Raw genomic sequence first — 13,715 nt, forward strand, 5'->3', positions numbered from 1 at the left:
GGCCGCAGCCGGAATCAACGACGGCAGCGGACAAGAGGTGGTCGGTGTGCGGATCCTTCCGCTCGGCGGAGCCCTCAGGGCTTCCGCACGGCGGCAGGTCGGGCGGTAGGACGACCGGGGCGCGGACGTCCGTACGGGGGCTCCCGAAGGTTCACCGGCGGGCCCGGTCCCGGCTGGGCCGAGTCGCGGAACCCGGCCGCCACGACGCGGGCGGCTTGTCCAACCCTCTTGCTCCAGCTGACATGCGAGGAGTCTCGTGCGGGGGCGACGGGAAAAACCTTAGTAACGCCTCAGACGGCCATGCCGTCCTCGTTCTCCCGGCCGATGGGAGGAACTATCTCCATGAGCTGAGTGCGGCCCGCGACACCGAGCTTGCGGTACACCTTCGTCAGGTGTTTCTCCACCGCGCGCAGGCTGATCCGAAGCTCGGTGGCGATGTTCTGGTTGCTCTTCCCGGCCGCCACCAGCAAGGCGACCCGGCGCTCGCTCGGAGTGAGCGCCGCGTCGACCGCAGCCGTCCGCCGGCTGTCCGGCCGATCGCCTGCGCGGTCGGTCTCGGTGGACTGTGGCAGCTGCTCGTTCCGGGGGAGGTGCTCGGCGGTGGTGGCATGGCTGGGGGCGAACAACTGGACTCCGAGCAGCAGGTGTGCCTTGACCATTGCCATCCGGTCGGTGGAGACATCGAGGCCGTCCACCGCGCGCAGCGCCAGCTCGATGCCCTTCTCGCCTTTGGTGACGTCGGCCCAGACACGCAACGTACGGCCGACCACGCTGGGGGCGCCCCACACCACCGCCTGTTCGTACTCGCGGGCGATGAGGTCGTGCGCGAGGTCCTGGCGGCCGAGCCGGTACTGCATCTGCGCGGCCCACGAGCGCCAGGGCAGCACGGCGGGATTCGTCCAGCCCATGAGTTCGTGTTCGCGCCCGGCTTCCAGTATGTGGTCCAGCGCGACGGCGGTGTCACCGGCAAGCAACGCGAGCATCCCGTCGACCACGTGGCCGAGCCAGGGGGCGAGCAGTGCGTTGTCCTGTGCGCGATACCGGGCGAGTGCGTCGCCCGCCGCGGCGGGCGGGTCCCCGCCCGCGATGACCAGCGCCAGTGCCTCGCAGCAGCGTCCCGTCACCGGGGCGAATTCGGCGTCGGCGCGTTCCAGCGTACGTGCGGCCATGAGCGCCGCGTCCGTATGCCGACCACGTCGCGCCAGGGCGAATGCCCGTTCCGCGTCCGCGAACAGCGTGTCCGGCTTCCCCCCGCCATTGGCCCGGAGGGTCGCCATGGCCATCGAGGCGAGCCAGATGTCGACTTGGTCGAACAGGTCGGCTGCGAGCATGGCCCGTACCGCCAACGGCACAGCCGTGCGCAGATCCTCCGCGGCCGGCGGCTCGGCGAGCACCACGTGGCGGGCCAGCGCGGCCACCGCGCCGGAGTCCTTCCCGGCGAGCATACCGGCGTAGGAGAGCACGGCGGCCCGGTCCCGGGCGGGGGCGCTGCGTACGTCCCGGGGGATACCTTCGAGCCGGAAGGCGCGGACCGTCTCCGTGAACCACCGGACGTGTCTGAGGTGCGTGACGCGCAGGCGCGCGTCGAGTGCGAGCGCGGTCTCGCGAGCCGAGCCCTCCAGCAGCGCGGGGTCACCCAGCTCGGCGGCCGCATCGGCCAGTTGGGTGGTGAGCCCGGAGGGCGGCAGCTCGCAGGCCAGTACGGGGATCCTGACGAGCTCGCGGGCTCGCCGTGCCGGTGTCGCCAGCCCCGGCAGCGCCTGCATCAGGCGCCGCAACGAACTGACGGGGTCAGAGGCCAGCTCTGCTCCGGCCAGGTCCACGAGCAGTTCGGCGCGGCCGCCGCTGTGCTGGGGGGAGCCGAGCAGCGCCCGCAGCAGGTACTTCCACGCGAGGTCGGGGTTTTTGTTCGCCAATGCCGTGCGCGCGGCCTCCCGCAGCACCTCGATCTGCCAGCCGCCGGGCGGGTCACCCGCGGCCAGCACATGCCCGGCCACCTCTTCGGGCGGCCTGCCCGCCGCGTGCAGGGTCTGCGCGGCCCTGGCATGCCAGGGCATGGCGGCCGTGTCAAGGGAGTGTGCGACGGCCTCGCCGATGGCGTCGTGAGCGAAGCGGGGCACCGGGTCGGAGTCGAGCAGTCCCACCGACTTCAGCGCGCCGAGGGCGGCCGTGCCGTCCTCGGCGGTGAGTTCCGCCATGGTGAACAGCAGCCCGCTGTCGGTCCGCGGACCGACGACCGCGAGCGCTGTGGCAATCTCGCGTTCCGCACGAGGCAGTTCGGCCAGGGCGCGCACGGCCTGTGTGCCGATCGCGGCGGGGCGCAGCGCCCGTACATCGTCCGGCCGGGGAGGCCACCGGGTGCGGCGGAGCTCCTGCAGCAGGGCGGCGAGGAACAGCGGCCTGCCGCCGGACACCTCGGCGCAGGCCCGAATGAGCGCGCTCTCCGGCTCACCGAGGAATTCTCCGGCCATGGCGGACATTCCGTCCGGTGACAGTGGCCGGAGAGCCACGCGTTCCGTGGCGGCGGCGAGGAATTCCTTCAGCAGCGGCGAATGCGCCGCCGAATCGGCCGAATGCGGCGCCACGGCCACGATCACGACCGGCGCGTCGGCGAGTTTCTCACCGATCAGCGACAGCCAGCGCAGGGAGTCGGCGTCGACCCAGCGCAGGTCGTCGATGAGTAACAGCACCGGCATGGCGTCGGCCAGGCCGAGCAGTACGTCGCGCAGGCGGAGCGCCTCGCTCTCCTCCGTGGCGCCGGCCGGCGGTGCGGCATCCGGATGCAAGCCGTGGAGCGCACGCCGGGCGACTCCGAACGGGACGTCGCTTTCGGAGCGGGCGCCCTCGGCTCGCAGGACGAGCGCCTCGGATGGAGAGGTCCGCCTGGCGAGTTCGCCCAGCAGCGCCGAGCGTCCGGAGCCGAACGGGCCCGATACGGTAACGAGTTCACCCCGCCCGTCGCGGGCGCCATCGAGGCACCGCCGGATGACGGCGAGTTCCCGCGTACGTTCAAACAACACAGTCCCGTCCTGTTCGGTCAACACAGTCCGTCCTGTTCGGTTATCCGGTGCCCCCGGCACCGCAGGCGGAGGAATCAGGAGGAGACGTATTCCGGGCGCACGCGCGGCGGCCACTGCCCCACGGCGAAGACGCCCATGGAGTAGCCCTTCGAGATCAGCGCGGGCCGGTTGGTGACCTTGAGCTTCCGCAACAGGGAGGCGACGTGGTATTCGACGCCGCCACGGCTGAGGAACAGCTTCGCCGCCAGTTGCACCGTCGACTCGCCCGCGGCCACGCCCTCGAGGATCCGGGCGTGCACCGGGCTGAACAGCTTCCGGCGGCCGGTGACCATCTGCGGGCCGGTCTCGGATTCCTGCGGTTTCACCAACACCATGATCGTGCCGACCCTGCCCGCGGTCCCGCGCACCGCGATACCGGTCATCTCGCCCAGGAAGAGCGACTCCTCGGCACCCATCGCGACGATCTGATCGGCGAAGCGCGGATTCTGACCATCAGCCAGGCGAATAAATTCGTTCTTCATTTTGCCCTGCACACTGGGGTGCAAGAAGTCGCAAATGTTGCGCCCACGCACATGCCCAGAACCGCACCCGAACTGCTGGGCGAACAAGCGATTTGCCTCCAGGACGCGAAATTCTAGGTCGAGATTCGCTATACACATCCCGGACTGCTCGAACAGGGACAAGTAAATTTCGCGATACTGCTCCGAGCACCGATCCTGCGTTTCAGCGGAGATAATCTCTTTGGACACGAGGCCAGAGTCACTCACGAGATTTCGGCCATTTCTCTCAGCATGGGTCGATTATCCGGAAGCGACTTAATCCCCGTGTTCGACCCCCGTCGAGCGCTTCCCGGATAAGTAATCGTCCATACGTAAAAGAAAAAAGTCAAGCGCTTTGAGTTGATTGGAAGTTGATTTGCTTAAGACTGTGGACCCCGCACCACACGGTTCGGTACGGCACGGTTCGGTGCGACGACATCACTCCTGAGCTGCGAAGATATGACCTTGATCACCCAGGGCGCGCGAAGGTTCACGCTTCAACAACAAGGTGAACCCGAGGCGGCCACCCACATGATCGGGCATGATCCAACATGCAATCGGGCATCCGCTGGGTCATCGCGTCACCAGCATCCGATATTCCCCTGCACGCACACCCAGAAACAACCGGAGGATTATGCGAGAAGTCACCTCGCACAGAAAATAACACGTGTAAACGGACAAAACGAGGGTTGCCCTCAAGCGAGCAGGTCCGGATTCAAAGCCGCATGCCGGAGTAATGCTTCCGCCACACAGCACTCATTCGCCGTGGCCATGAACTCCGAGTGCCGAGACGAGCGCGGAGCGTCCCTCGATACCCAGCTTGCGGTAGGAGTTGGTGAGATGCTTCTCCACCGCGCGTCTGCTGATCTCCAGTTCGGCAGCGATCTCCTGGTTGCTGCGACCACGCGCGGCGAGTTCGGCCACCGTGGCCTCACCACGGGTCAGTACGGACCTGGCGACCGGAGCCGAGGCGGGCGTGACGCCTCTGACCAACCCGCCGGCATGCTCCCCCACGCTGAATGTCTGCGACTGCTCGGCCAGCCGGCGCCCCCGGACGAGCAACTGATCGCCCTCCGCCGGCGCGGCACTCTGCAAACGCTTCCCGAGGGTGACCAGGGTCCGAGAGAGTTCGAGTGGGCTTCCCGCATCGTGCAGCACGTCCACCGCCTGCCGCAGCAGCTCGATCCCCTTCGGGCCATCGATCACGGCGCCCCGTGTGTGCAGCGCGCGGCCGATTGCGGTCGGCGCGCCCCACGCCAGCGCGCGCCGGTGGTTCTCCTCGGCCAGTTCGATCGCCTCTTGGCGCCGCCCCAGCCGGTGGTGCAGCAGCGCGGCCGAGACCTGCCACATCGACACCGCCGACCCGACCCACCCGGCCCGGTCGAGCACACGGCCACAGTCGATGAACTGCGCCAGCGCCGCGGGCAGGTCCCCACGGGCCGCCGCCAGCCTGCCCCTCAGACACCGCCGCATCATGAACATCCGCAGGTCCGTGTCCGATCCGGCGATCTCCAGTACCCGCTCGGCCAGCGTGTCGTCTTGCAGCTCGAGCGCGAGCGTGCCGACCGCGATGGCCGGCACCAGCATCGTTTCCGGCTTGTCCCGGTCCGCCAGCTCCAGCCCGCGCAGCGCACATTCCCGAGCCACGACGATGTCCCCGCGGCCGAGCAGGACGAGGCCGCGCTGCGCCTCGATCAGGGCGGCGAGCGCCGGCTTGGTCTGCCGCTGGGCGTGGGCCAGCGCGGCATCGAGCCATGACGAGGCGACATCCCCGGCATCGGCGACAAGCAGCATCCACGGCAGGATCTGCAGGGCCGCGCTCATCGGCGCGGAGTGGGTCGGTTCGTGGTCGAGGACCTGCCGGGCCATCCGTACGATGGGCCGGGCGCCGACCTGCCCGTTCAGCGTCGCGGCCCGCATCAGTACCACGCACAGTTCACGTTCGGCGCCGCTGCCCAGTGCGGCGTCACCACCGAGTTCCACCAGCCGGTCGCCGGCCGACGCCAGCGCTTCGGGATCCTGGATGGCCGCATAGCGCGAGCGCGCCTCCAGTCGAAGGGCCAGCTCCCTGTCGTAACCGCTCAGCGCGCCGGGATCACCGAACCGGGCAGAGACCTCACGGACGAGGTCGGCGAGCCGCCGGTCGCAGCCCACCATGTGCAGCGGGGTCCGGGACACCACCTCGGCGCGCCTGCGGTGATCCGGCATCAGGCGCGCGGCCTGTTCGATGTGCCGGACCGCCGAGGCCGGGTCGGTGTCCCATTCGACGGCGGCCAGCTCGACCAGCAGATCGGCCCGCTCGCGACCGGCCATGGGCAGATCCAGCAGCGCCCGGCGCAGGTAGCGGGCGGCCGCGTCCGGCGCGCCCCGCCTGCGCGCGGCCACCGCCGCGGCTCTGAGCTGGTCGACCTCCCAAGCGTCGCGCACCGTGTCAACGTGCAGCAGCTGCACGGCGATCTCCTCCGGCCCGGCTCCGTACTCGTCCAGCAAAGCCGCCGCGGCCCGGTGCAGGCGCGAGCTCTCCTCCGCTCCCAGAGATTCCATGACAACCCGGGTCAGCACGGGGTCGTGCACCGCGAGCCGGCCGGATCCGCTGAGCAGCCGGGCCTTCCACAGCACCGACCGTGCGGCGGCGCACTCGTCCCGGCTCAGCCCGCTCAGCCGTACGACCAGGTCTTCGGTGGCCTGGTCCGCCAGCACCACCAGCGCCTTCGCGAAGGTGTGGACGACACGGTCGCGCCGCAGCAGGCGCAGCAGCCTCTCCCGCCGGAACGACCTGCCGAGTTCGCGTACGCGCTCCACTTCCACCGCCCTGCCGCGCAGCCGCTGCGCCTGGGCGCGGTCGAGCAGCACACGGAGCTCCTTCGGGCTGCCGCTGGTGAGGTCGTGGCAAGCGGCGGCGAACTCGCTGTCGTATCCGGCGCCGAACCGGTCCGCCATCAGCCGAGCCGCAGCCTGCTCGGAAAGCGCTTCCGCGCGCAGTCGGTAGGTCGCCGCGTCCGCGATCTCCCGGACGAGCGGGTCACGCGAGCTCCCTCCGTCCTGCAGCACCACGCCGATGAGCACCCGCGTGCCGTCCAGTCGCGCGGCCAGGAAGGCCAGCGCGCGCAGCGATGCCTCGTCCACCCAGTGCAGGTCGTCGACCGCGACAACCACCGTGCGGCCGGCGCTGAGACCGGTGAGTGCCGTGTGCAGGCCGTGCAGCACGGAGGCGAGCGTATCGGTGCCGAGCTCGTCGCCCGGGTTCCTGCCGACCGCACCGGACACCACGCCGAGCATCGCCCGGGACGCGTCGGGGACCAGGTGGTCCCGCGCCGCGAGCAGGGGCAGCACCAGTTGACGTACGACTCCGAGCGGGAATTGACGCTCGCTTTGCGCACCGCCGCAGCGCAGCACGTGCGCGCCGGCGTCCTCGCCGAGTCGCACCAGCTCGCGCAGGAGCGCCGTCGTGCCGGCTCCGGCCTCACCGTCGATCAGCAGCAGTGCGCCCCCACCGGACTCCACCTCGAGTACGGCCTTGCGCAGGACCGTCAGTTCGGGTTCGCGCTCCAGCAGCATGACTCAGCCGCTCCGGCCCGTGGGGGCCAGGTGGGCCACCAGTTCGGCTCTGCCCTTGGCCCCGAGCTTGCGATAGATCTTGGTCAGCCGCAGCTCCACGGTCCGCGTGGCGACCTGGAGTTCGTCGGCGATCTCGCGGTTGGCAAGCCCCCCGACGACGAGCCGCGCGACATCACGCTCGGGCTGGGACAGCCCGGCGAGTGAGGATGCCGGTACGTTCACCTGTTCCGGGACCGGGGGGCGTGGGAGTTCGACGCCGAGCTCGGCCAGCATCTCCACTGTCTGGCCGCACATCCGGCCGACGGCGTCGCCGGTGCCCCAGCGGTCCAGTACGGCATGCTCCTCCGCGCGCAGCCGGGCCGCGGTCTGCGGAGCGTCGAGCATCTGGTGGGCCACCGCGGCCGTGCAGCGCCAGGGCAGAACCATGGGATTCTTCCAACGCCGCGCGCACAACAGCCGGCCGCACTCTTCCAAGAGCACCAGAGCGCCTTCGGGTTCGCCGGTGACCAGGCCGAGCTCCGCCTTGGCATAGAGCAGGAAAGCCCAGCCGATGCCCTGGTCGGCGGTGTGAGGGAGCGGGCGGGCCGCCAGTCGCCGCGCCCGGTCCAGCCTCCCGCAGCGGATCTGGGCCATGATCTCGCTCGCCACATGCCTCGCTGCCAGCGCCGGATGCCAGGATTCCAGCGGTAGTTCCCGCGTCGCGGTGGCCAGGTCCCGAAGTCCCTCGTCGGGGCGGTGGAGGCGCAGCGCAGCGCCCGCCCGGTGGAGCAGCGCCCGCGCGGCGGTCGCCCGGGCGCCCCGTCTGCGTGCGTCGGCCACCACGGCGTCCAGACCGTCCATGCCCATGGCGACGTCGTCGGCGCACAGCAGCGCGCAGGAGGCCGCGATCCGGCACATCGACGGCACTTCGCTCGACGCGCCGAGCGCGGCCAGGCCCAGCTTCCGCGCCCGGTCGCGTTCCTCTGCCAACCTGGCCAGCTGCCAGGCGAGCGCCCCGGCCTGGGCCGGGTCGGCCGGGCGACGGGCCGGAGCGGGCAGCGGGGCGACCGGGATCTCCGGGTCCGTGCCGGCTTCCTCCCCCGCGAGCCAGCCCAGCGCGCTCAGCGGGGACAGTTCGTCCTGGGACACCGAACCGGCCGACGTTTCGTGCAGTTCGGAGATCACCCGCCGTGCCGTCTCGACGTCACCGCGGCTGAGCAGCAAGTCGGCTGCCCGGACCACGGAGGGCCACGCGTCGCTGTTCGCGTAGCGTACGAGAACGTGCCGGAGCCGTCCGTCACTGGCCTGTGGCGAGTGCACGACCTCGATCGAGGCGAGCCGCGTGAGCAGGTGCGCCCGGTCGGCGTCGTTCATCGGCTCCCGCAGTGCGCGGCGCAGCGCCGCAGCCGCAGCGTCCGTTCTGCCCCGCCGCATGCGGTACACGGACGCTTCGGCCAGGGTCTTCCCGGCCCAGGGCAGGCCGGAAGTCGGCGCGTTGCCCAGGAGATCGGCGACCGTGTCGGCCCCGGCCCCGACTTTCCGGGCCAACTCCGCCGCTCGCAGGTAGAGGTTTTCGCGCTCGGGGGCGGTCATTGCCGCACGTATCTCGGCGGCGAGACGAGCACAGGGCACCCGGGGTGCGTCGGGGTCGATCACCAGCCCCGCGCCGAGGAGGGTGTCGAGCGCGCCGTCCAGTCTGGCGGCACGCAGTCCGGCCAGAGATCCGGCGATCTCGAATTCGAAGTTGCTGCCGACGGCGGCCAGTACCCGCAGCAGGGCGAGCGCGTCGGCGGGCATGCTCACCATGGCGCGGTTGGCCCGTACGGACCACGCGGTCCAGGATGCCTCGATCAGCTGCGGAATCCGCTCGGCGTCCAGCGGCAGGTTCCGGGCGGTGAAGTAGTCCGCGACGCCGCGCAGCATGGCCGGGCGGCCGCTCGTCATATCGGCCGCGACGGCGGCCACTTTCGCGCCGATCTCACGCCCCGTCAGTGTCTCCAGCATCTGCCGGGAGTTGGCCGCGGACAAGGAGGCCAGCGGGATCTCCCGCATCGCGGCGAGACCCGCGTCGGCCAGGCGGTAGTCCTCGCCGAGAAGACGGGAGAGCGGACCGTAGGTGGAGCCGATCAGCAGGACCGGGGCGTGGTGTGCGCGGCGGGCCATCGCCGCGAACCAGCGCAGCGACCATGTGTCGGCCCATTGCACGTCGTCCACGGCGAGCAGCAGCGGACGGTCGGCGGCGAGCGCCAGGAACTCGTCGCACAGCAGCGGCACCGAGGCGGCGAAGTGGCCGTTACCCATACAGACGGTGGCCAGTTCGACCATCCGTGACGGTGGGCGGAGCCCGGCGAACAGCTGGGTCACCGCGGCGTAGGGGACCCGCGACTCGACCGGCGAGCAGCGCGCGAAGCCGACGGCAGACCCGAGAGCGCGTGCCCGGTCCACCGCCCGGTGCAGCACCGCGCTGCGTCCCACCCCGAGCGGACCGGTCACGCACGCCATGCCCGACCCGCCGGCCTCGAGCGTCCCGATCAGCTCCTCCAGCACGGTCAGGGCACTTTGGCGGCCTACGAATTCGTCCCCGGCGAGAGAAGGCGCGGGCCTCATCATGACTCGTGCCCGGGTTGTGTCACCGCGGCATGGCCAGGAGCGGAGAGTGCTGCGACGTTGAACCGTGCGTGATAATTCCGCATGTACGCCTCTCGCATCACTCGCACCATCGATCCTTAATGAAGTCAATACACCGGAGATTACAACTGCGTTGGTGACGGTGCAGCATCGTGCGAGTAACGCTGAGCTTTCCTTGAGGTTATGACAATCTCTACGCGCATGGATGGAGGCTCATTCCACACAAGGACACCGAAATGAGGGCGCCTCATATTGCAAACCGTTATCAGAATGGCCCTTATGTCTTCCGCAGAACGCGGGCGAGGTCCTGCCTGCCCCGGATGCCGAGCTTGCGGTACACACTCGTGAGGTGGAACTCAACGGTCCGTTGAGTGAGGAACAGCGACTCGGCGATCTCCCGGTTGGTCGCCCCCGCGATGGCCTGCTGGGCGACTCGGCGCTCGCTGCCGCTCAGTGTGTCGGCGGGCGAGGCGGTGCTGCGGCGCAACCTGCCGCCCGCCTCGCTCAGCGCGGGCAGCGACTGGTTGAGCTGTAGCTGGTCCCCGCACAGCACGGCCAGGTCGATCGACCGGCGCAGCCGCTCGCGCGCGCCCTCGCCGTCACCCCTGCGGTACAGCCTGCGGCCCAGCAGATACTCGGCCCTGGCCTGCTCCCACCTGCCGGGCGAATCCGCGAGCGTGTGGACCGCGTCGGTGAGCAGGTCGATGCCGGCGTCGCCCGCGGTCAGCACCCCACGGGCCATCCTCAACATGCCCAGGGCCCGCGTGGTGCCCCAGCGGTGCACCGATTCCTCCACCCGTTCGATGAGATCCAGTCCTTCGTGGGGGCGGCCGAGTTCGGCGAGCACGTCCGCCGCGTCGAACCACCACGGCGCCAGCACGGGGTTGCTGATGTCCCCCTCGGCCAGGCTGTCGGCGCACCGGTAAAAGTAGGTGAGGGCGCCTTCCAGGTCACCCAGTGCCGCCCGGCCCCGCGCCCGCGCCATCACGTACCAGTGGTATTCCAGAGTGAATCGGTCAAGCCGCGGCCGAGTGATGAGGTCGAGCACCTCCAGCGCCCGCGCGGGCTCCCCCCGGCGGATCAGCGCCGAGGCGAGCGCGGTCTGTGGCATCACCACGTTCGGGGCCCAGGACTCCTGGAGCACGACGTCGAAAGACAGTTGCGCGTCGGAAAGCGCCTCACTCACGTTGCCCGCCCAGTGGTAGACCTCGGCACGGGTACTCCTGCCGAGCGTGTGCGTCCACGCCTCACCGGTGCGCTGCGCGTGCTCGATCAGGGCGGTGAGCGCGTCCAGCGCGGGATCGATCTGGTCGGCGAGGTAGAGCGAGAGGCTGGCGCCCAGCACCGCCCATCCGCCCGGTGCGACATCGCCGATGCGCAGGACTTTCTCCGCTTGGGCCGCGACCTCGGTGGCGGGCCTGCCCTGGAAGGTGCCGAGCGAGGACAGCATGCCCAGCAGCTGTCGCTCCTCTGCGGTGTCCCCCTGCGGTGGTACGTAGTCGCGAAATCGCCGCCCCACTCTGCGCACGGTGGATTTCTCGTCGAGGCCGGAAATCAGATACGCGAACTCGACGAGCGTGCGCAGCGCGCGGTCCGCCGGGGTGTTTTCCGCACCGTCCTCGGCGTCGATCGCGTCGATCACCTCGTCCACCAACTCGAAGGCCCGCAGGGAGTTCTGCACTTCCAACGAGGTCAGGGCGTACTGCACCACGAGCGGTGCTCGGGTGCGCGGATCGTGTACCAGGCCCAGCGCGTGCTCCAGATACTCCAGCGCCCTTGTGGGCTCGGTCTGCCCGAGCACCCTGGCCAACGCGGCCAGCAAGGTCACGTCGTCCGGGTCGTGCTTCAGCGCCTGCGAGAGGTAATGCGCGGCCGCGGCGGGCGCTCCCCGGTGCTCCGCGCTCTCCGCGGCCGTCAGCAGCACTCCGACCATCCAGGGCGCCGGGTCGCCAGGCAGCAGCATCAGCTGGACCGCGACCTCCTCGGCCGGGCGGCCGGAGTCGTTGAGCAGCCTGGCGGCCCGCTCGCGCAGTGCCACCCGCTCGTCCGCCGACGTGGTGTCGAGCACCGCGCTCCGGATCAGATCGTGCGCGTAGTCGAGGCCGTCGCCGAGCAGCAGATCGTTGGCGCGCAGGATCTCCACCGCCGCGCCCGCCGGGCCCGGCTGTGTCCCGGCCAATGCCGCGATCGTCTCGATGGTCTCACCGCCCAGCACCGCGATGGCCGTGGCGACCGCGTACGCGTCCCTGGGGAGCCGGTCCAGCAGAGAGCGCGCGACGACATCCCATCCGAGCTCGTCGAGCAGAGCCGTCTGCTCGGCACCGGGCGAGAGCTCGTCACCGCGCAGGCGGCTGACCACCCGCTGTACCAGGAACGGATTACCACCGGTGATCTCAGCGCATTTGGCGGAGAACGCCGCGTCGAGTTCACGGTCGAAGGCCCGGTGCAGCATTTCGCCGACGGCCTCGGTGGTCAGCGGCGGCAGGTCGACGACCAGGCAGCTGAGGGGGTCGCTGATCTCGTCGAGCACCTCGGGCCGGGACCGCTCGTGGCCGGTGCGCTGGGTCATCAGCACCAAGAGCGGCAGATCCTCCGCGCGGCGCAGCAGGAAACCCAGCCAACGCAGGGACGCCTCGTCGCACCACTGGACGTCGTCGATCGCCAGCACCACCAAGCCGTCGGCGCTGAGCCCGGCGGTGAGCCAGTGCAGGCCGTGCATGACCGAGTACGTGTCGGTGGGACCGGTCTCGTCCGTGCGGTCGGGAAGCAGGGCGGGCAGAGCGAGCCGGGCGCTCCCGCTGAGCAGTGGCGAGCTTTCGGCTCCGTCCTCGGTGAGGCGCAACGGCTCAAACAGGCCACGCACCGTTTCGTAGGCGGCCGAACCACTCTCCGGGCATTTGACGGTCAACACCGTCCGGGCGACGGGAGTGAGCTCGTCGAGCGCGACGGAGAGGAGCTTGGTCTTGCCGATGCCCGCCGGGCCGCGCAACAGGACTGCCTGTCCCGCGCCGAGCGACGCACCGCGTGCACGCTCGACCAGGAGAGACCGTTCCCAGTCGCGGCCGGCCAGTTCCGTGGCCGGTTCGGACTGCGGACCACTGCGCGCGACCACCGTAACTCCTCTTGCTCCGGCGACGGCGGTTGGGCGTCCTCAAGCGGCCGAAAACACTTTGGCCGCCGCATGGATGATCAGTAGGCCGCGATCGTACCGCTTCGTGCAGGGCGCGTGGACCCGCCCACTCGATATCCCTCGTCACACGGGAGGGAGGCCTGAAGGGTGTCAATATTCCGATCAGGCTGCTGAGCTGGGCGTCTCCTGTGGATGCTGAGGCATCCGGGGTGGCAGGTTGTGGTACTCGTTGAGCTGTCCGCCAAGTACCTGGTGGCGCCTGACCGGGGCAGCAGACAGAGGGATGACCTTCGGGTCGTCGTCCGGTGCTCGTAGGCCGAGGCTGCGGTGGGTCCGTCCCACATCGTTCGGCGAACGCGTTTGACCGGGGGCTTTGCGGTGGGGTCGGGATGACGGCTGCGCCATTGCCGGCGAAGACGGCGTCGAACACGTCGGTGAACTTGCTGTCCCGGTCGCGGATGAGGATGTGGAAGCACCCGGCCCTGTTGCCGAGGTCCGTGATCAGGTTGCGGGCGAGTTGGGTGACCCCCATGCGCCGGTGGGACGGGCGGTGACGCCCAGGACGTGGACACGCCGGGTGGCGATCTCCATGAGGAAAGCGTAGAGGCGCTTGAAGGAGACGGTGGGGCGGCAGACGTACCGGGGCCGAACTGGCGAGAAGAAGGGCTTCCGGGTGCGCGAGCACCCCGCTCGTGAGGAACCGCCTATGCGGCGCCCAACGCCGCCCCGAAGTGCTCGACGGCTTCATCGCCGGGACCGGACTGGGACTGGAGTCCCGTCGAAATACCTGGACGTCTACGGCGCAGATATCGTCATCCGAGTTGCGCGTGGGTGACTGTGCGGGCGGAAGGCCAAGAGCCG

Annotated in this window: 5 protein-coding genes and 1 pseudogene; 1 reads left to right on the top strand and 5 read right to left on the bottom strand. The window is 70.0% G+C overall.

From position 1 onward, the window contains the following. Window positions 1-290 precede the first annotated feature (290 nt). The 5 genes from SSOG_RS02555 to SSOG_RS02575 form a co-directional block, all read right to left on the bottom strand. A complete protein-coding gene (locus tag SSOG_RS02555) occupies window positions 291-3,020 on the bottom strand; it encodes a helix-turn-helix transcriptional regulator (protein ID WP_039936383.1) in 2,730 nt (909 codons plus the stop codon). Window positions 3,021-3,094: 74 nt separating this feature from the next. After that, window positions 3,095-3,769: a helix-turn-helix transcriptional regulator gene (locus SSOG_RS02560; RefSeq protein WP_234365566.1), complete on the bottom strand. Its 675-nt coding sequence runs from the start codon at window positions 3,767-3,769 to the stop codon at window positions 3,095-3,097. Window positions 3,770-4,315: 546 nt separating this feature from the next. After that, window positions 4,316-7,117 (bottom strand): AAA family ATPase, encoded by a 2,802-nt coding sequence (locus SSOG_RS02565; RefSeq protein WP_009712641.1) that lies wholly within the window; start codon window positions 7,115-7,117, stop codon window positions 4,316-4,318. A gap of 3 nt (window positions 7,118-7,120) precedes the next feature. Further along, window positions 7,121-9,706 carry a helix-turn-helix transcriptional regulator gene (locus SSOG_RS02570; protein WP_009712642.1) on the bottom strand — a complete coding sequence of 862 codons (2,586 nt, stop codon included), beginning with the start codon at window positions 9,704-9,706 and terminating at the stop codon, window positions 7,121-7,123. Between the two features lie 295 nt (window positions 9,707-10,001). Further along, on the bottom strand, window positions 10,002-12,836 hold the full coding sequence (locus tag SSOG_RS02575) for an ATP-binding protein (protein ID WP_009712643.1): 2,835 nt from the start codon (window positions 12,834-12,836) through the stop codon (window positions 10,002-10,004). 707 nt (window positions 12,837-13,543) lie between these two features. Here SSOG_RS02575 and SSOG_RS58290 point away from each other — a divergent pair. After that, window positions 13,544-13,630: pseudogene (locus SSOG_RS58290) on the top strand (transposase); the annotation flags it as partial. Window positions 13,631-13,715 lie beyond the last annotated feature (85 nt).

The sequence above is a fragment of the Streptomyces himastatinicus ATCC 53653 genome (assembly GCF_000158915.1).
Classification (GTDB): Bacteria; Actinomycetota; Actinomycetes; order Streptomycetales; family Streptomycetaceae; genus Streptomyces; species Streptomyces himastatinicus.

Coding starts and splice junctions, on each gene's coding strand:
- SSOG_RS02565 (WP_009712641.1), bottom strand. CDS start 7,117: ATGCTGCTGGAGCGCGAACCCGAACTGACGGTCCTGCGCAAGGCCGTA.
- SSOG_RS02570 (WP_009712642.1), bottom strand. CDS start 9,706: ATGATGAGGCCCGCGCCTTCTCTCGCCGGGGACGAATTCGTAGGCCGC.